Origin of the sequence: Pyxidicoccus sp. MSG2 (genome assembly GCF_026626705.1) — a bacterium.
Lineage (GTDB): Bacteria > Myxococcota > Myxococcia > Myxococcales > Myxococcaceae > Myxococcus.
The window spans coordinates 4,838,049-4,855,649 of record NZ_JAPNKC010000001.1; the positions used below are offsets into that span (position 1 = coordinate 4,838,049).

General features: G+C 70.8%; 15 protein-coding genes. 10 read left to right on the forward strand and 5 right to left on the reverse strand.

What is annotated here, in order from left to right; translation table 11 throughout:
• Positions 1 to 116: 116 nt before the first annotated feature.
• Positions 117 to 1,271, reverse strand: coding sequence for an RtcB family protein (locus tag OV427_RS18710; RefSeq protein WP_267857483.1), 1,155 nt, complete (start codon positions 1,269 to 1,271; stop codon positions 117 to 119).
• On the reverse strand, positions 1,268 to 1,699 hold the full coding sequence (locus OV427_RS18715; protein ID WP_267857484.1) for a ribosome-binding factor A: 432 nt from the start codon (positions 1,697 to 1,699) through the stop codon (positions 1,268 to 1,270). The genes OV427_RS18710 and OV427_RS18715 overlap by 4 nt, the downstream gene beginning before the upstream one ends.
• A gap of 495 nt (positions 1,700 to 2,194) precedes the next feature.
• On the opposite strand from OV427_RS18715, the gene OV427_RS18720 reads away from it, so the two are divergent.
• Entirely contained in the window at positions 2,195 to 3,586 is a 1,392-nt protein-coding gene (locus OV427_RS18720; protein WP_267857485.1) for a dihydrolipoyl dehydrogenase family protein, read from the forward strand.
• A 50-nt stretch (positions 3,587 to 3,636) separates the two neighbouring features.
• Here the strand turns inward: OV427_RS18720 and OV427_RS18725 are convergent, their stop codons facing one another.
• Positions 3,637 to 4,374, reverse strand: a complete 738-nt coding sequence (locus OV427_RS18725; RefSeq protein WP_267857486.1) for a hypothetical protein — start codon at positions 4,372 to 4,374, stop codon at positions 3,637 to 3,639.
• Between the two features lie 158 nt (positions 4,375 to 4,532).
• On the opposite strand from OV427_RS18725, the gene OV427_RS18730 reads away from it, so the two are divergent.
• The 9 genes from OV427_RS18730 to OV427_RS18770 all read left to right on the forward strand — a co-directional run bounded on the left by OV427_RS18730 (position 4,533) and on the right by OV427_RS18770 (position 15,608).
• Positions 4,533 to 5,837: a glycosyltransferase family 87 protein gene (locus OV427_RS18730; RefSeq protein WP_267857487.1), complete on the forward strand. Its 1,305-nt coding sequence runs from the start codon at positions 4,533 to 4,535 to the stop codon at positions 5,835 to 5,837.
• Between the two features lie 210 nt (positions 5,838 to 6,047).
• Complete coding sequence (locus OV427_RS18735; RefSeq protein WP_267857488.1) at positions 6,048 to 6,815, forward strand: energy transducer TonB; 768 nt, start codon at positions 6,048 to 6,050, stop codon at positions 6,813 to 6,815.
• Positions 6,816 to 6,849: 34 nt separating this feature from the next.
• Positions 6,850 to 7,602, forward strand: a complete 753-nt coding sequence (locus OV427_RS18740) for a MotA/TolQ/ExbB proton channel family protein (protein WP_267857489.1) — start codon at positions 6,850 to 6,852, stop codon at positions 7,600 to 7,602.
• A complete protein-coding gene (locus OV427_RS18745; protein ID WP_267857490.1) occupies positions 7,586 to 7,993 on the forward strand; it encodes an ExbD/TolR family protein in 408 nt (135 codons plus the stop codon). The genes OV427_RS18740 and OV427_RS18745 overlap by 17 nt, the downstream gene beginning before the upstream one ends.
• An 11-nt stretch (positions 7,994 to 8,004) precedes the next feature.
• Positions 8,005 to 8,433, forward strand: coding sequence for an ExbD/TolR family protein (locus tag OV427_RS18750; RefSeq protein WP_267857491.1), 429 nt, complete (start codon positions 8,005 to 8,007; stop codon positions 8,431 to 8,433).
• A gap of 607 nt (positions 8,434 to 9,040) precedes the next feature.
• Entirely contained in the window at positions 9,041 to 11,881 is a 2,841-nt protein-coding gene (locus OV427_RS18755; RefSeq protein ID WP_267857492.1) for a TonB-dependent receptor domain-containing protein, read from the forward strand.
• A gap of 26 nt (positions 11,882 to 11,907) precedes the next feature.
• Positions 11,908 to 13,281 (forward strand): hypothetical protein, encoded by a 1,374-nt coding sequence (locus OV427_RS18760; RefSeq protein ID WP_267857493.1) that lies wholly within the window; start codon positions 11,908 to 11,910, stop codon positions 13,279 to 13,281.
• A 303-nt stretch (positions 13,282 to 13,584) separates the two neighbouring features.
• Entirely contained in the window at positions 13,585 to 14,424 is an 840-nt protein-coding gene (locus tag OV427_RS18765) for an SRPBCC family protein (RefSeq protein WP_267857494.1), read from the forward strand.
• Positions 14,425 to 14,435: 11 nt separating this feature from the next.
• Positions 14,436 to 15,608: a zinc-dependent alcohol dehydrogenase gene (locus OV427_RS18770; RefSeq protein ID WP_267857495.1), complete on the forward strand. Its 1,173-nt coding sequence runs from the start codon at positions 14,436 to 14,438 to the stop codon at positions 15,606 to 15,608.
• A 78-nt stretch (positions 15,609 to 15,686) separates the two neighbouring features.
• On the opposite strand, the gene OV427_RS18775 is transcribed toward OV427_RS18770, so the two are convergent.
• Together OV427_RS18775 and OV427_RS18780 are read right to left on the reverse strand one after the other, a co-directional pair.
• Positions 15,687 to 16,211 (reverse strand): hypothetical protein, encoded by a 525-nt coding sequence (locus OV427_RS18775; protein WP_267857496.1) that lies wholly within the window; start codon positions 16,209 to 16,211, stop codon positions 15,687 to 15,689.
• A gap of 159 nt (positions 16,212 to 16,370) precedes the next feature.
• A complete protein-coding gene (locus tag OV427_RS18780) occupies positions 16,371 to 17,480 on the reverse strand; it encodes a metallophosphoesterase family protein (RefSeq protein WP_267857497.1) in 1,110 nt (369 codons plus the stop codon).
• Positions 17,481 to 17,601: the final 121 nt, after the last annotated feature.

Sequence of the window (17,601 nt, forward strand, 5' to 3'; positions counted from 1 at the left end):
ACCGGCGCCAATGAGGATCTGCCTGGAGCCCTGAAATCCGGGCCCGGCGTCACTGCCAGCCTGGACTTCGAGTGAAGCCGGGGGCCCCCAGGCCCGCCAGGCCCCCGGGCGGCCCCTCAGCCCTTGAGGACGGCCAGGGGCGTCAGGCGCAGGAGCGGGGTGACGAGGTCGGCCTCGTCCTCCAGCACCTCGGTGATGTCGCGGTAGGCGGCAGGGGCCTCCTCGACGAGGGCCGCGGCGCGCGCCCGGTCGTACACCACGCGGCGCAGCGCGTGCTCCAGCGCGGCCGGGCGGATGCGGGCGCGGGCCTCGGTCCGGGTGAGGACGCGGCCGGCCCCGTGCGAGCAGGAGCGGAAGGCGCGGGGCTCGCCCCGGCCCTCCACCACGTAGGAGGCCGTGCCCATGGAGCCGGGGATGAGCCCGCGCTGCCCGGCCTCCAGGCCCACCGCGCCCTTGCGGTGGATGAGCAGCACGCGGCCCCCGTGCTCCTCCGCGGCGACGTGGTTGTGGTGCACGTCCACGGTGGACTCCGCGTCCGGGGACACGCCGAGCGCCTCGGCCACCAGCGGCACCGCGCGCGCGGCGATGGCGTCCCGGTTGGCGCGGGCGAAGTGGCAGGCCCGTTGGGTGTCCTCAAGGCACGCGACACCCTCGGGGGTGTGCGTGTCCAGCGCGGGCAGGGCGCCCTGTCCGAGCGCCCCCGCCACGCGCAGGTGGTGGTCGGCGATGGCGGCCCCCACGCCTCGCGAACCGGTGTGCAGGAGCAGCCAGACGTCTCCGTCGGCGTCCCGGTCCAGCTCGAGGAAGTGGTTGCCTCCGCCGAGCGTGCCCAGGTGTCGCGGCGCCAGCCGCTCCCACGCGTGGCGCAGCTTCTGGGTGGACAGCGGCGGGGACTCCAGCTCGGGAGGCAGCGACACACCGCGCCCCCGGTGGACGGCGTCGCCCACCGGTACCTCCCGGGCCAGTCGTGCCAGCAGGGGTCGCAGCACGTCGCGGCCTGGCAACGCGGGCTGGGGGAAGCGCCAGGCACTCACGCCGCAGCCCAGGTCTCCGCCCAGCGCGCCGGGCACGACGTGGTGCTCGGTGGCGAAGACGGTGCCCACGGCGACGCCCGAGGCCACGTGGACGTCGGGCATGGCGGCGACGTGCTCGACGACGTAGGGCTGGGCGGCGATGTGGCGGAGCTGCTTCTCCGCACCCGGTGGCAGCGCACGGGCCCAGACGAGGATGGGCACGGCGCCAGGCTCCGAGGGGAAGATGCGGGGCCTCATGGTTCACCTCCCGCATCCCCCGAGTCGGGCCCGGTGTGCTCCGCGACGCCGATGTAGATGAAGCGCAGCTGCGGCACGCGCTTCATGTCGAGGTGGAGCGCGAGCTGCGAGCGCACGTAGCCGCTCGCGCGCTCGAGCGCCTCCTGCACGGCGCGGGTGCCGGAGGCCGCTGACGCGGGCGTCAGCGTGTAGCCGATGCGGACGAGGCGGCCATCCGGGGACAGCTCGAACGACGACAGCGAGACGCCTTCGAGCCGTGGGTCGGACAGGCCGCCACGGAAGAGGAGGGACACCTCCTGGGACAGGGTGGACTGCACGCGCAGGTGGCGCGCGGACGGGTTTTCGGACGGCGACTGCGAGAACGACGACAGCGAAGAGCCCTCGCGGCTGCGAGACGCTCGGGGACGGCGATTCCTGGAAGAAGACATGAGTGGACGAACGGTTCCCAGCGGGCCGCGCGTGCACCTCGCGCCTCCCGGGCGTCACGCCACGGGGGACACGGCAAGGCACACACCGGCCGGTTGCACGGCGGTTACGGCTCCGCGCGCAGGCGTCCTGGGAGGGGCACACACCCACTCCATCCAGCTCAGCACTTCGGCTCAGCGAGGGAGGAGGTCAGACCCGGACAGGCACGCAAGGCGAGGAGCGACCCGAGACACCGTTCAATACAGTCCCCATGGCACACCTCCCGCCGCGCCTCTGATTCCGGCACGGACACTCGTGGGTTCCAGGGCAGGGTGCCTGCGCACTCCGCCCACGTCAGCCCGGGCACGGACGCACGACGCACCATTTTCCTGACCTCGCCACGCCGGAGCAGGTGTCATCTGGCTACCAGCCACTTCTTCCACAATCCGACGGCAGACCGTTGCTGGATTGGCGTGCCAGCCCGCTCCGAATAGGCCGTACCCACGGGGTGCATGCATATGGCGGAAGCCTTCGATGTGGTGGTGATTGGCGCGGGGCCCACGGGTGAGAACGCGGGAGCGCGCGCCGCGGCGGCGGGGCTGTCGGTGGCGCTGGTGGAGCACGAATTGCTCGGCGGCGAGTGCTCCTACTGGGCCTGCGTCCCCAGCAAGGCGCTGCTGCGGCCGGCGGAGGCCTTGTGGCTGGCGAAGCATGCGCCCGGCGCGCGCGAGGCCATCAAGGGCCCGCTCGTGGCGAGCGCGGTGCTGGAGCAGCGCGACTACATGGTGGGCAACTACAAGGACGACTCGCAGGTGAAGTGGGCGGAGGGCGCGAAGCTGACGGTGGTGCGCGGCAACGCAAAGCTCGCGGGCCCGCGCAAGGTGCGCGTGGAGGCCAAGGACGGCAAGGTGCGCGAGCTGGAGGCCCGGCGCGCGGTGGTGCTGGCCACGGGCAGCCGGCCGCGCCTGCCGGACATCCCCGGCCTGAAGGAGGCGAAGCCGTGGGACAACCGCGAGGGCACTGGCGCCAAGGAGGTGCCGAAGCGACTGGTGGTGTTGGGCGGCGGCGCCGTGGCGGTGGAGCTGGCGCAGGCCTGGCGCTCGCTGGGCTCGGAGGTGACGCTGGCCCAGCGCGGGAAGAGCCTGCTGTCTCGCTTCGAGCCCTTCGTCGGTGAGCAGGTCGCCGAGGGGCTGCGCGAGTCGGGCGTGCGGGTGCTGCTGGGCACCACGGCCGCGCGAGTGCAGCGCGCCGGGGACAAGGGCGAGGTGACGGTGACGCTCACGAACGGCGAGGAGGTCCGCGCGGACGCGCTGCTGGCGGCGATGGGGCGCGTGGCGCGCACGGAGGGAATCGGGCTGGAGACGGTGGGCCTCCAGGCCGGGAAGTCCGTGGAGGTGGACGACCAGCTCCGCGCGAAGGGCGTGGAGGGCGGGTGGCTCTACGCGTGCGGTGACGTGAATGGCCGCAACCTGCTCACGCACATGGGCAAGTACCAGGCGCGGCTGGTGGGGGACATCATCGCGGGGAAGAAGGCACAGGCGTGGGCGGACGCGAAGGCGACGCCGCAGGTCATCTTCACGCACCCGCAGGCGGCGAGCGTGGGCCTCACCGAGGCGAAGGCGCGGGAGGCGAAGCTACCGGTGCGCACGGTGCAGTACGAGATGCAGAACGTGACCGGCACGGGGCTCTTCGGCACGGGACTCAAGGGCACCGCGAAGCTGGTGGTGGACGAGAAGCGCCGCATCATCCTTGGCGCCACCTTCACCGGGCCCGAGGTGGGCGAGATGCTCCATGCCGCGACGATTGCCGTGGCCGGCGAGGTGTCACTCGACACGCTCTGGCACGCGGTGCCGTCGTTCCCCACCATGAGCGAGGTGTGGCTGCGACTGCTGGAGACGTACGGGCTGTAGCCGCGCCGCCGGGACTGCCCGGCGGCGCGGTGTGAGCACCGTGTCCGGACTCAGGGACAGGGGCGGTTGACGGGGTAGCAGAAGTCCATGCCGCAGCGGCACGCATAGCCCGTGTTGCACGGGCCGCAGGCCGCGGCGGCGGCAACGCCCTGGTAGCCGTAGCCATTCACCGTGACGCTGGCGAGCTGGTTGCTGTGGGCCGTGCCCTCATAGAGGTTGAAGTTGTAGCTGTGCCCCACCTGAATCCAGTCCGCGGACTGGCAGCCATCCGCCCCGCTGGCGAAGAGCACCTCGGGCTGGCCGTCCATGCTCAGCCACACCTCGCCATTGGCGGTGAAGTTGACGTCCCAGCAGATCTGCGTCGAGCCGATGTGGGTGACGTTGGTGTTGACCCACACGTCCGTGGGGTTCGCGGAGATGGTCCCCGAGGCGGGGAACATGCAGTACCTGGCGTTGAAGATGGAGTCACACCGGCCGGTCTGCCGGTTGTAGCCGGGACAGGAGGGCGAGCAGAAACTGGTTCCGGGGACGTGCTGCGAACCCGAGGGACACGCGTAGATGTTGCAGTAATCAAAGTACAACGCGGACTGGGAGACGGTGCCGGAAGAGTCGGGCGTCTCCTCCACGGAGACGTCATCCGGCTGAGCGGCCCCCTCTTCCACGGCAACCGGCGCGGGCGGGTTCGACAGCTCGCCGGAGTCTGGCGCTTCGGGGCCCGCGCAGGCTGCGGCGAGGGTGATGAGGACGAGCGACGGAATGAGGCGAGTCAGGTGGCTCTTCAGGTTCATCTGTTCCTCGGGGTGTGAGCGACGAGGAACGAGCACCGCGTGCGACACCCGCCCCCTTCGCGTGCTGCGTCTGCAAGAGTAGTGAGATTGCAGAAGCGGGAACTACTGCCGATACGCGGTATCAAGCGTTTCCAGATTGGCAGGAGAATTACGCATCCATGGCCTCGTTGCCGTGGAAGGGCCGGCATGAAATGGTGCCGCCTCCCCCCTTCCCCGCCTCCTCGATGAACGTCGCCGCAACGGGGCCCTCGCGTAACGAAAGTTCCTCAGACACCTGGGCCCGCTGGTTCTGGTGGCTCGTGCTCGCCGTGCTCGTCGTGGCCGCGGTGGCCGTGGGCCAGCACCCGCGGCGCGGCGTGGACTTCCGCGTGTACCTGGTCGCCGCCGAGCGCTTCCTGGAGGGCACCGACCTCTACCGCGTCTCCGACGGCACCATGCCGTTCAAGTACGCGCCCGTCACCGCGCCCCTCTTCATCCCCTTCACCTTCTTCCCCGCGCGCGTCGCCGTTGCCCTGTGGAACCTGGGCTCCATCCTCGCGCTCGCCGCGGTGGCCCGCCTCACCACGCGCGTGCCCGCCGGCCCCTCCGAGGCCACGCCCTGGGCCTGGGGCCCCGCCCTCGCCACCGTCGCCCTCCTCCCCGCCTTCACCTTCGAGCTGTTCTACGGGCAGGTGGATGCGGTGCTCCTGCTCCTGCTCGTGCTCTCGACACTCGGCGCCGAGCGCGGCCAGGTGTGGCGCCCGGCCGCCGCCTTCGCGCTCGCCTTCCTCCTCAAGCCGCCCGCGGCGCTCGTCGGTCTCTTCTTCCTCTGGCGCCGCCACTGGCGCGTCATCGGCGCCACGGCCGCCATCGGTGTCCTGCTCGCGCTTCCCACCCTGGCCCGCTACGGCTGGGACGGCACGCTCACGCAGCTGAAGCTGTGGAGCGAGACGCTCGCGCGCACCACGCCGCCATGGGCCCTGGGTGCCAACCCGCAGGGACTGCCCACGCTGCTGCTCTCGCTGGTGCTGCCCTCCGAATCGATTCCTCCTCCCGGGAGCATGACCCTCGCGCAGGGGCTCGCCATCGCGCTCTTCCTCGTGGCCGTCGTGTGGGCACGGCCCGGCCCCGCGGACCTGCTCGCCATGTGCTGCCTGGGAGTGACGCTCCTGTCGCCGCTCGCGTGGCGCGCGAACTACGTGCTCGCGTGGCCCCTGATGCGCGCCGCCGCCGAGGGCCGCTACAAGCCGAACCTCGCGCTCGTGGCGCTCATCGCTCTCACCGGAACCCTCGTCTCCGACTCAGGGCTCGGGTCGGCGCTGTCACACGACGTGCTCCTGTGGCGGCCGTTCGCCGTCGTCTACTCCGTGCTCCTCATCGCCCTGTTGTGGCAGGTACGCCGCGCGGGAGCACCGCGCGCGGTGACGCCAGGCGGAGAGCTGTCACGGCTGCCTCGCACGTTGCCCGGCATGCGCGTGCCTTGACGGCCCTCGAAGATGCCGTCACGTCCGTGTCGCGAGCCGCGCGGCCCGCGCTCCGTGTCGCGCCCGTGACGCTGAAGCACGGTTCGTCACGAGTGTGTCTCGCACCAGCGAGCAGGCGCGCTGTGTGACCCGGCTGTCACCCGCCTGCGGGTGAAGTGTCACCGGGCCTGGACATGCATGAGACATGGCGCCGCTATACGCGGTCCAGCCATGTTCGAAACGTTCGACAGCGCTACCGACGTCAGCTCCGCGCGACGGTTCGCGCTCTCCACCACGGCCTCCATCGGCGTCTTCGTGCTGATCGGCGTCGCCGTCGTCTCGGCGGCCAACAAGGTGCGCGAGGTCATCCAGGAGAAGAAGGGCATGGACGTGGTCTTCCGTCCGCCCCCACCTCCCGTCGTGGAGGTGAAGCCGCCCCCTCCGCCGCCGCCTCCCAAGCCGAAGCTGGCCCCCAAGCCCGCGCCGCCCGTCGAAGCCAAGGCGCCCCCTCCCGCCGCGCCCACCGTGGCGCCCGCGCCGCTCGTCGCGCCCGACTCCGTCCCGCTGACGAAGCCTCCCGAAGCAGAGCAGGAAGTCGTCGCCGCGGCCCCCATCGCCGTGGGCGGCACCGGCGCGCTCGTGCCGGGCGGCGTCGTGGGCGGCACCGGCGTCGGCGGCGGCCTCGCGGGCGGCGGTGGCCGCACGGCGCCCATCAACCTCCCGGAGTCCGCCACGCCTCCGGAGCCGCTCGAGTCCAACCTCATCCCCGAGTACCCCTCCGACGCCCGCTCCAAGGGACTCGAAGGCCTGGTCATCCTCAAGGGCGTCGTCGAGGTCGACGGCCGCGTCACGCAGCTCAAGGTGATGCGTGGCGACGAGCCCTTCGCCAGCGCCGCGCTCGCCGCCGTGAAGACGTGGCGCTTCCGGCCCGCAGTCGTGTCCGGCCAGCCCACGGCCGTCTACCGCATCTTCAAGGTCCCCTTCCGTCTCAAGTCGTAGGCCTCAACTGCCCTGCCCCCAGGAGCACACCGTCATGAATTTCAATCTCAGGGACATCTACAACCACATGGGCGTGTTCGCCCTGGGTATCGCCTGGACGCTCATGCTGTTCGCCGTCGCGTCCCTCGCGGTGTTCTTCGAGCGCCTCTTCGTCTTCTTCCGCTCCCGCTCCATCTCCAAGCGCTTCGCGGCTCGCGCCGGCCAGTTCCTCGCCCAGCACCAGCACGAGGCGCTCGTGACGGAGGCCGAGTCCACCAAGGGCAGCCACCTCGCCATGCTGCTCGGCGGCGGCATGAAGACGTTCCTCGCGAAGTGCCGCGTCCCCGCCGGCAAGCTGGGCCCCGTCGAGCTCACCCGCCGCGACCTGGTCCGCCTCAACGAGCGCGTCAGCGCCGACGTGCGACGTGGCATGTCCGTGCTCGCCAGCGTCGGCTCGGTGGCCCCGTTCGTGGGTCTGCTCGGCACGGTGGTGGGCATCATCGAGGCCTTCGCCGGTATCGCCAAGGAGGGCTCCGGCGGCCTGGGCGCGGTGTCCGCCGGCATCGCCGAGGCGCTCGTCGTCACCGCGCTCGGCCTGCTCGTCGCCATCCCCGCGGTGCTGATGTTCAACTTCCTGTCCACCCGCGCGGACGCGCTCCAGCTCTCCCTGGACACCGCGCGCGGCGAGTTCATGGACTACCTGGAGGACCTGGGCGCGCAGAAGCCCGCCCCGGCGAACGGCGCCGCGGTGGCCACCGGTCCCGAGCTCGCTGCCCGCAGGGAGTCGCGCGATGTCCACCCGGCGTAGGGCCATCGTCCCGGAGATGAACGTGACGCCGCTGGTGGACGTGGTGCTCGTCCTCCTCATCATCTTCATGGTCGTCACGCCCCAGATTGAAGCCGGCGCCGCCGTGGAGCTGCCCGTGGCGTCGAACCCGGACAAGGAGAACAAGGAGCTCAAGCCCACCACGGTGAGCATGGCCTCCAACGGCTCCATCTTCCTCGACCGCAAGGAGATGAAGCGCGACGTGCTCCTCACCGAGCTGAAGGCGATTCACGAGAAGGACCCGGACGCTCCCGTCGTCCTCAAGGCCGACCGGGGCGTGCACTACTCCGAGGTGCGCGGCGTCTTCAAGGCGATGCAGGACCTCGGCTTCCCGGGCATCAACCTGCAGGTCGTCGACAAGCAGAAGCACTAGGAGGGCACGCCATGGCATTCGACGTCGGAGGCGGAAGGGGCGGGCTGCGCCCGACCATGAACGTGACGCCGCTGGTGGACGTGGTGCTCGTCCTCCTCATCATCTTCATGGTCGTCACCCCGCTGCTCACGAAGCAGATGTGGATGACGGTGCCCGCGAAGAACGACAAGCAGGCGGAGCAGCCTCCGCCCCCGCCCGATGCACTGCCTCCGGTGGTGCTCACGGTGGACCGGGCCGGTGTGCTGCGCATCAACCGCGAGGAGGTGCCCCGCGAACAGGTGGTGGCCCGCCTCCAGCGCATGCTCAACGCGCGCCCGGACAAGATTGTCTTCTTCGACGCCAGCGACGACGTGCCGTACGGCGCCGCCATGGACGTGCTGGACCTGGCGCGCGGCGGGAACATCACCGTCGGCGTGCTGCCGGACAAGCTCGCGGATTGAAGCTGCCCCGCGGCGGACCGTGACACCGAGTTTTCGGTCCGCCGCCTGAATCGTCACAGGTCATCCATTCAGCTGCCATGCGTGTCGCGTTCTTTACGTGCGCTGACCGTCGGCAAGGAGAGTCGTGTTGTCTCGCAACGCCCTTCCGCGCGCCCTCGTGGCTGCGCTCACCTTCTTCGCCATGTCCGCGCTCGCGCAGGCGGGCGGCACGGACGTCGCGGCGCCGGCTCCGTCCGCGACGGCGCCCTCCACCGCGCAGCCCTCCGACTCCGCGGAGACGGGAGCTTCCCGCACCCCTGCGGGTGGAACGAACGTTCCTTCCGGCCAGCCCGCCGCTCCCGCCCCCGGAATGAACGTTCCTTCCGGCGCGCCTACCGCCGCGCCCGGGCCTGGAATGAGCGTTCCTTCCGGGCAGCCCACCGCGCCCGGGCCTGGAACGAACGTTCCTTCCGCCCAGCCCACCGCGACCGGGCCTGGAACGAACGTTCCTTCCGGCCAGCCCACCGCGACCGGGCCTGGAACGAACGTTCCTTCCGCCCAGCCCGCCGCGCCCGCCCCCGGAACGAACGTTCCTTCCGACGCGCCTACCGCCGCGCCCGCCCCTGGAATGAACGTTCCTTCCAGCGCGACCGCGCAGCAGCCGGCTCCCGCCACCGACGGCGCCACCGCCGAGCAGCCCTCGGCTCCGGCCGACGGCGCCACCGAGCCCGCTCCGTCCGAGGCCACGGCCGATGACGACGCGATGCTCGCGGAGTCCTCCGAGCCGCCCGCCGGCTTCACCGGCATCCATGGCCGGGTGACGGACGCGACCAACAGCGAGGGCCTCATCGAGGCCACCGTGAAGGTGGTAACGGGCGCGCAGAAGCAGGCCCTCACCGACCTCGACGGCAACTACCGCCTGGCGCTGCCTCCCGGAAAGTACGACCTGCGCGTCTTCTACGACGTGTACCAGGGCCGCCGCATCACCGGCGTCATCGTCACCCAGGGCAAGGCCACGAAGCTGGACGTCGCGCTCAGCGCGGACATCGGCGCCGTGCAGGAAGTCGTCGTCGAGGCCCGCGCCGACCGCCGCGCCGAGGGCGCCCTCCTCCAGGAGCGCAAGAAGGCCGCCGCCGTCTCCGACGCCATCAGCGCGCAGGAGATTGCCCGCACTCCGGACTCCAGCGCCTCCGACGCCGTGAAGCGCGTGGTCAGCGCCACCGTGGTGGACGGTCGCTACGTCCTCCTGCGCGGTCTCGGCGGCCGCTACAGCACCACGCTGCTCAACGGCGCGCTCCTGCCCAGCCCCGAGCCCGACGAGCCCAGCGTCCCGCTGGACCTCTTCCCCACCTCGCTGCTCGCCAACCTCAACGTGGTGAAGAGCTACACCGCCGACCTGCCCGGCACCTTCGGCGGCGGCACGCTCCTCATCGAGACGAACACCTACCCCAGCCAGTTCGAGCTCAAGCCGCGCATCACCCTCGGCGGCGACACCGTGACGACGGGCCAGGAGCGCAACACCCAGCCGACCAGCGGCCTGGAGTGGCTCGGCTTCGCGGGCAGCCAGCGCAGGCTGCCCGAGGCCATCCCCACCGCACACGAGCTGGGCGCCAACGGCGAGTCCCCCGAGGCCCTGGAGCAGCAGTGGGAGAGCTTCCCCAACGTGTGGCGCGCGCAGCGCAAGACGGCCCTGCCCAACCTGGGCCTCAGCGCGTCCGTCGGTGACACGCTGCGCTTCGGCAACAGCCGCCTGGGCTACCTGGCCACCGCCAACTACGGCCACAAGGAGTCCACGCAGCTCAGCAGCTTCGGCCGCGCAAGCTTCAACGAGAACGGCGAGTTCCTCCGCAACGACGACGCCCTCGTCACGCAGGGCATCGAGACGGCCAACCTGAGCGGCCTCGCCAGCGTGGGCTACCAACTGGACCGCGACAACGAGCTGACCGCCTTCAGCCTCTACACCCGCGGCACCGACACCCGCACCGTCACCAGCGCGGGCGTGGACTCGCTCAAGGGCGACCGCTTCGAGGGCAGCCGCCTCCAGTTCATCGTCCGCCAGCTCTCCTTCAACCAGCTCCGCGGCTTCCACCGCCTGGGCCTCCTCGGCGACGCCGAAGTGGACTGGCAGGCCAACCTGTCCCGCGTGGACCGCGACGAGCCGGACACCCGCGACTCGCTCTACAGCGACAGCCTCAGCACCCCCACCGGCTCGCTGTCCTTCCCCAACCAGGCCAACAGCGGCGAGCGCTTCTTCGCGGACCTGGGCGAGACGTCCGGTGGCGGCAGCGTCAACCTCACCGTGCCCTTCTCCGACGTGCGCCTGAAGGTGGGCGGCCTCGCGCAGGTGTCCGGCCGTGACTTCCGCGCCCGCCGCTTCCGCTACAGCATCGCCCCGAACGCCGAGGTGGACCGCGCGCTCCCGCCCGAGCAGCTCTTCGGGGCCGACCTGCTCGGCAACGGCATGCGCCTGCGCGAGAGCACCCGCCCGGACAGCGACGCCTATGACGCGTCGCTCGCCATCTACGCCGGCTACGTGACGGCGGACGTCACGCCCACCGAGAAGCTGCGCCTGGTGGGCGGCGTGCGCCTGGAGGCGTCCCGCCAGAACCTGACGGCGCTGGACCAGTTCACCAACGAGGAGGCCAGCACCAACAACGTCAACTACCTGGACTGGCTGCCCACCTTCAACGCCATCTACGCGCTCACCCCCACCGTGAATCTGCGCGCGGGCTACAGCTACACGCTGGCTCGCCCCACGTTCCGAGAGCTGGCGCCCTTCGCCTTCTACGACTTCATCCGCCGCCGCAACGTGTCCGGCAACCCCGCGCTGAAGCAGACGCGCATCCACAACGTGGACACCCGCGTGGAGTGGTTCGTGGGCGACAACGAGGTGCTCGCCGCCAGCGCCTTCTACAAGCGCTTCGAGAACCCGATTGAGCGCGTCATCAACTCCGAGGGCGCGGGCGACTTGAGCTTCGAGAACGCCGCGGGCGCCGACACCTACGGCCTGGAGCTGGAGGGCCGCACCTCGCTGGCCCGCATCACCGACACGCTGCGCGCCTTCCGCCTGGGCGCCAACCTCACCCTCATCCGCTCCGAAATCGACCTGGGCTCGCTCCAGGGCCTGCAGACGAGCGCGAAGCGGCCGCTGCAAGGGCAGTCGCCGTACGTGGTCAACGTCAACCTCGGCTACGAGCGCCCGGAGAGCGGCACCGAAGTCGCGCTCCTCTACAACGTCTACGGCCGGCGCATCAGCGAGGTGGGCATCAACACCCTGCCGGACGTCTACGAGCAGCCCTTCCACCGCGTGGACCTGGCGCTGACTCAGCGGCTCACGGCCTCCACGCAGTTGAAGCTCACCGCCGCCAACCTCTTCGACTCGAAGGTCACCCTCAAGCAGGGCGACGTCACCCTCTTCCAGTACCGACCGGGCATCGCGTTCTCCGCGTCGCTCGGCCTCTCCCTGTAGTGCCTCTCCCGAAAGGAAGTCCTCCCATGAAGCGGCTCCTTGCCTCCCTCCTGACCCTCTCCAGCCTGACGCTCGCCGCCGGCTGCGGTGACGACGACGAGAAGACGCCCGTCGAGCAGCCCCCCGACGAGCAGCCCGAGGTGGCTGACGTCTCCAACAACATCACCCAGGACACCACCTGGAAGGCGGGCGGCACCTACACCCTGAAGAAGTACATCTTCGTGGAGAGCGGCACGCTCACCATCGAGGCGGGCGCCACCATCAAGGGCGAGGAGGGCAGCGCGCTCATCATCACCCGCAACGCGAAGCTCAACGCGGTGGGCACCGCGGAGAAGCCCATCGTCTTCACGTCGTCGAAGGCCGTGGGCCAGCGCGAGGGCGGCGACTGGGGCGGCGTGGTGCTGCTGGGCAAGGCGAAGCTCAACGTCTCCGGCGGCGAGACGACCATCGAGGGCTTCTTCTCCACCAGCGGCAATGACCTGGTGAAGTACGGCGGCCAGGACGACGCGCACAACTGCGGCACCCTGAAGTACGCCCGCATCGAGTTCGCCGGCTTCGAGCTGGCGCCCAACAACGAGCTGAACGGCCTGTCCATGGGCGGCTGCGGCAGCGCCACCACCGTCGACTACGTGCAGGTCCACCTGGGCCTGGACGACGGCATCGAGATGTTCGGCGGCACCGCGCCCCTGAAGCACATCGTGATTACGCAGGCGGACGACGACGGCCTGGACTACGACCTGGGCTACAGCGGCAAGGTGCAGTTCCTGGTGGTGCAGCAGAGCCCCTCCCGCGGTGACCGCGGCATCGAGGCCTCCAGCAACAAGTCCGCCCCGGCGCAGGAGCCCATCTCCATGCCGGAAATCTGGAACGCGACGTTCATCGGCGGTGGCGCCTCCACGGCCGCCAACCCCACGCAGGAGGCCCTGGTGTTCAACACCGGCGCCGGCGTCCGCATGCGCAACTCCATCATCGCGCACTGGAAGAACCAGGCGGTGGACATCGACGGCACCGCGTCCGCGGGGCTCTTCAACGAGGCGGGTGACGCGCGCCTGTCCTTCAAGAACACCTTCTTCTGGGACATCGCGGGCAGCAACACCGCCATCCCCTTCGCGCCGAACCCGGTGGTGAGCAACGGCACCACCACGGACCCGGACGCGACGAAGCTCGACGAGTCCAAGGTCATCCTGTCCACGGGCAACAACGTGAAGATGCAGGACCCGCAGCTCGAGGCCGTGCTGAGCCTCACCGCGCCGAACTTCGCGCCCAAGGCCGGCTCCGCCTCGCTCAACGCGGACGCCTCCCTGACACCGCCGTCCGGGTTCGACACCAGCGCCCGCTTCATCGGCGCCATCGGCTCCACGGACTGGACGAAGGGCTGGACGTCCTACCCGGCGAACTGACGCGTCTTGTTTGTCGTTGACCCGGCGCCCCGCCGAGCACCGCGGGGGGCCGGTCTCATGGCCCGGTTGCGTGTCACTCGCGGAGGGGGCTCCGGGGGTGCACGCGGCCGGGCCGTGGTTTTTCGAGGGGGCATGCCTTCGCCCCCCACCTCGCCGGGCCGCAGGCCGCCCCAGCGCCGAGGCCGCACCTCCGTGACGCCCTCTGGGGTTGTCCCTGGCCCCGCCTCCCCCAACGTTTCACGGTGACGCCGGGCCGCATCCGCCGGCCACGTCCCCGTCCCGTTGCCCGAGGAGGCTGCGCCCATGGCCGACAAACCCCAGGAGTCCTCGGCTCCCCGCCCGCGGAGCACGACAGGGGCCGACCCATCCCCCGGCCCCTCCAGCGACTGGGAGTGGCACGACGTCGAAGCGGCGAGAGGGAACGTGGAGCGCGAGGTCCACGTGAGGCACGTGGCCAGCGCCTTCGTGGGCGGGGCGCTCGTGAGCATGGGCCTCCAGCGCCGCTCGCTCGGAGGCATGGCGCTGGCGCTCGCGGGCGGTGAGCTCATCTCCCGGGGCGCCCGGGGACGCTCGCTCATCGGCGGAATCCCGAACCTCCGCATGCGGCGCCTCACCGGGCGCGCGGGCCGGGAAGAGAGCGTGGTGACGGGGGGCATGGTGATGGAGCGCTCCGTCACCATCCAGAAGCCCGGACACGTGCTGTACCGCGCGTGGCGCGACGTGGAGACCCTGTCCAGGGTGATGGCCCACTTCGCCGAAGTCACCTCCGCGGGCCCGGACCTCCGGCACTGGAAGATGCAGGGCCCCTTCGGGAAGACGCTCGAGTGGGACTCGCACGTGGTGGAGGAGCACCCGGGGGAGTTCCTGCGCTGGGAGTCGATGAAGGGCGCACCGCTGCCCAACGCGGGCGAGGTGCGCTTCCGCCCCGCGCCGGGCGACTGGGGCACGGTGGTGACGCTGCGCTTCCGCTTCAACCCGCCGGGCGGCGCGCTCGGGGAGGCCGCGCTGAAGCTCTTCGGCGAGACGCCCACCGCGCTCGCGCACAAGGCGCTCATGCGGTTCAAGAGCCTGGTCGAGACGGGCGAAATCGCGACGACGGAGCGCAACCCCGCCGCTCGCGAGGGCGGCTTCTCCTCCTTCTGAGGGACACGTCGATGCGAGCACTCTGCTGGAACGGAATCAACGATTTGCGCGTGGAGACGGTGGGCGACCCGGGCATCGTCAATCCGCGCGACGTCATCCTGAAGGTGACGATGTCCACCACGTGCGGCTCGGACCTGCACTTCATCGACGGCTACATCCCGACGATGCGCGAGGGGGATGTCATCGGCCACGAGTTCATGGGCGAAGTCGTCGACGTGGGCCGCGACGTGAAGAAGGTGAAGAAGGGGGACCGCGTCGTGGTGCCGTCCTTCATCTGCTGCGGCAGTTGCTGGTACTGCCAGCACGACCTCTACTCCCTCTGTGACAACACCAACCCGAAGGGGGAGTTGCAGGAGCCGGTGTTCGGCTACCCGACGGCGGGCATCTACGGCTACACGCAGGCCTTCGGCGGCTACGCGGGCGCGCATGCGCAGTACGTCCGGGTGCCGCACGCGGACACCGACTGCTTCCAGGTGCCGGAGGGACTGAGGGACGAGCAGGTCCTCTTCCTCTCCGACGCCGCGCCGACCGGCTACATGGGCGCGGACTTCTGCGGCATCCAGCCGGGACAGACGGTGGCCGTCTGGGGCTGCGGGGGCGTGGGGCTGATGGCGATGAAGTCCGCCTTCCTCCTCGGGGCCGAGCGGGTGATTGGCATCGACCGCTTCCCCGAGCGGCTGACGCTGGCGCGTGAGCAGGTGGGCGCGGAGACCCTCAACTACGCGGAGGTGGACAGCGTCCTCGACTTGCTGAAGGAGCTGACCGGCGGGCGCGGCCCCGACGCGTGCATCGACGCGGTGGGGATGGAGGCGCACGGCACGGGCGTGGAGCACGCGTATGACCGGGCGAAGCAGGCGCTGCATCTGCACTCGGACCGGGGCGAGGCGCTGCGGCAGGCCATCCTCGCGTGCCGCAAGGGCGGGACGCTGTCCATCCTTGGCGTCTATGGGGTGATGGACAAGTTCCCCATCGGCGCCATCATGAACAAGGGGCTCACCGTGCGCACCGCGCAGCAGCACGGGCAGAAGTACCTGCCGCGCCTGCTGGAGCACGTGACGAAGGGCGAGCTGGACCCGTCCTTCCTCGCCACGCACCGATTCCCCCTGGAGGACGCGCCGCGCGGTTACGAGCTGTTCAAGAAGAAGCAGGACGGATGCGTGCGCGCGGTGTTCCTGCCCAACTGACGGCCCCGCTCCAGACACGACGGCCCGGCACCTCCACGAGGCACCGGGCCGTAGGGCACTTCACGATGAGCAGGGGACTCAGGCCGTGGGCAGCACGCCGTTGCCCGTCTCGTGCGCGTGGGCGGCGAGCGCCTCGGGCGAGGCCCCATCCGCGAACAGCGACGCGCCCGGGGCGGGACGCGCCTTCGGCGGACGGCCACGGCGCTTCGGGGCGTTGTCGTCGTTGCCCGGGGCGGCGGCGACAGGCTCGGCCGCCGTGCCTTCCGCGCGCGGGCCCTTGCGCGTCGAGCGCGGCAGGCTGATGCCCTCCAGCTTCGCGCTCAGCTCCGCATTGTCCTCGGAGAACACGCGCGCGTACGCCAGCGCCCGCTGCCCCTTCTGCAAGAGTACGTCCTGGCTCTCGTGCAGCGCCTGGCGCGCGGACTCCAGCGCGGCCTGCGCCTTCGCCACCAGTTCCGCCTTCTCCCGCACCACCGCCGCCGAGTCTTCCAGCACCTCGGCGTCCACGTCCGGGAAGCGCACCTCCGTCAATTCCGTGGCGAACAGCTCGAGCAGCGCGCGCAGCGCCGGGGAAATAGGGTCGTTCTCGTTCGAATCGAACATGGGCGGGCCTCCTGGTTCCGTGCGGGAAGGTCCACCCATCTGCACATAGGTTCAGTGTCAGATCAAGGGGGTACGCTGCCGGGCCGGAAAGTCGGCCCCGCGCGCGTTTTCAAGCGCACGGTGCCCACCGCCCTTTCGTTCAGTGGCAGCGCACGGGCCTCAGTCCACGCGGATCAGCGACGCCTCGCGCAGCCCCTCACTCGCGTCCACGTCCACCGCGAGGTAGTGGCGGCCCACGCCGTCGAACGTCTCCGGAATCGCGCCGCCGCCTCCAGAGATGAACGCGGGGATGCCCGCATTGGTGAACGAGTAGTACGAGTGGATGTGGCCATAGAGCGTGAGGTCCACGCCCTCACGCGCGAGCTTCCCGACGAGCCCCGCCGCTTCACCCCGGCTCGCGAAGCCTCCGCCTCGCAGCCCCACCGGGTCCTGCGGCGGCACGTGCATGGCCACCACGTGCACGCTGTCTCGCGAGGCCGCGAGCCACGTCTCCAGCTGCTCCTCCACCGCCGGGTCCAACGTGCCGTTGCTGGAGTCCACCACCGAGAAGCGCACGCCCCGGAAGGTGAAGCTCTGGCTGCCCCGGCCCACCAGCGCGGTGTACGCCTCCGCGTCCTTCGCGAAGGTCTCGTGGTTGCCCAGCGTGGCGTACAGCGGAATCCGCGAGCCGGCCTCCAGGCGCTCCTGGAACTCCAGCAGCTCCTCGCGGCTGCCCCCCTCCGTCAAATCTCCCGAGAAGAGGATGAAGCGCAGCGAGTCGTCGCGGCGCATCCGCTCGTAGATGTCACCCACGCGCGGCAGTGCTTCCTGCACGTCCGCCAGCGCGGCGAAGCGGAAGGGCTCACGCGTCTGCCAGTCCGGCGGCGCCACGGTGAGTCGCGCCGTCGCGCCCGGGCGCAGGGACACGCGCCACATCTTCACGGTGGGCAGGGCCTGGGACAAGGGCTCCACCGGCAGCGCTTCGCCGCCGTCCACCTCCGCGAGCAGCTCCGCGTCCGGCATGGCGTTGCGCACCGTGAGCACCCAGTCCGACGGCGCATCCGCCGCCAGCGTGGCGCGCGCGGTGAATACGGGCGCGTTGCCCCAGAGCATCAGCGCTCCCGGCGCCAGGTCGCGCACGGCGGCCAGTCCGTCCTCCACCTCCAGCGACATGCCGCCGCTCTCGGCGCGGCCCACCCTGGAGTCGCGCACCGCGCGGTTCTCCGCGGGCCGCATGCAGCCGGACAGGAGCAGCGCACCCGCCGCGCCCAGGCAGAGCGCGCGCCTCATGAGTCGTCTTCCACGGGTGCCATCCGCACGACGCCCTGACTGGAGTGCGCATCCCCGCCGCGCGGACTTCCCTCGTCCCGCGCCGGCGATGCTGACGGTGCTGTCTCCATCGCGCCCTCGC

Coding starts and splice junctions, on each gene's coding strand:
- OV427_RS18735 (WP_267857488.1), top strand. CDS start 6,048: ATGTTCGAAACGTTCGACAGCGCTACCGACGTCAGCTCCGCGCGACGG.
- OV427_RS18770 (WP_267857495.1), top strand. CDS start 14,436: ATGCGAGCACTCTGCTGGAACGGAATCAACGATTTGCGCGTGGAGACG.
- OV427_RS18725 (WP_267857486.1), bottom strand. CDS start 4,374: ATGAACCTGAAGAGCCACCTGACTCGCCTCATTCCGTCGCTCGTCCTC.
- OV427_RS18775 (WP_267857496.1), bottom strand. CDS start 16,211: ATGTTCGATTCGAACGAGAACGACCCTATTTCCCCGGCGCTGCGCGCG.
- OV427_RS18715 (WP_267857484.1), bottom strand. CDS start 1,699: ATGTCTTCTTCCAGGAATCGCCGTCCCCGAGCGTCTCGCAGCCGCGAG.
- OV427_RS18755 (WP_267857492.1), top strand. CDS start 9,041: ATGAACGTTCCTTCCAGCGCGACCGCGCAGCAGCCGGCTCCCGCCACC.
- OV427_RS18740 (WP_267857489.1), top strand. CDS start 6,850: ATGAATTTCAATCTCAGGGACATCTACAACCACATGGGCGTGTTCGCC.
- OV427_RS18760 (WP_267857493.1), top strand. CDS start 11,908: ATGAAGCGGCTCCTTGCCTCCCTCCTGACCCTCTCCAGCCTGACGCTC.
- OV427_RS18750 (WP_267857491.1), top strand. CDS start 8,005: ATGGCATTCGACGTCGGAGGCGGAAGGGGCGGGCTGCGCCCGACCATG.
- OV427_RS18765 (WP_267857494.1), top strand. CDS start 13,585: ATGGCCGACAAACCCCAGGAGTCCTCGGCTCCCCGCCCGCGGAGCACG.
- OV427_RS18710 (WP_267857483.1), bottom strand. CDS start 1,271: ATGAGGCCCCGCATCTTCCCCTCGGAGCCTGGCGCCGTGCCCATCCTC.
- OV427_RS18730 (WP_267857487.1), top strand. CDS start 4,533: ATGGCCTCGTTGCCGTGGAAGGGCCGGCATGAAATGGTGCCGCCTCCC.
- OV427_RS18745 (WP_267857490.1), top strand. CDS start 7,586: ATGTCCACCCGGCGTAGGGCCATCGTCCCGGAGATGAACGTGACGCCG.
- OV427_RS18780 (WP_267857497.1), bottom strand. CDS start 17,480: ATGAGGCGCGCGCTCTGCCTGGGCGCGGCGGGTGCGCTGCTCCTGTCC.
- OV427_RS18720 (WP_267857485.1), top strand. CDS start 2,195: ATGGCGGAAGCCTTCGATGTGGTGGTGATTGGCGCGGGGCCCACGGGT.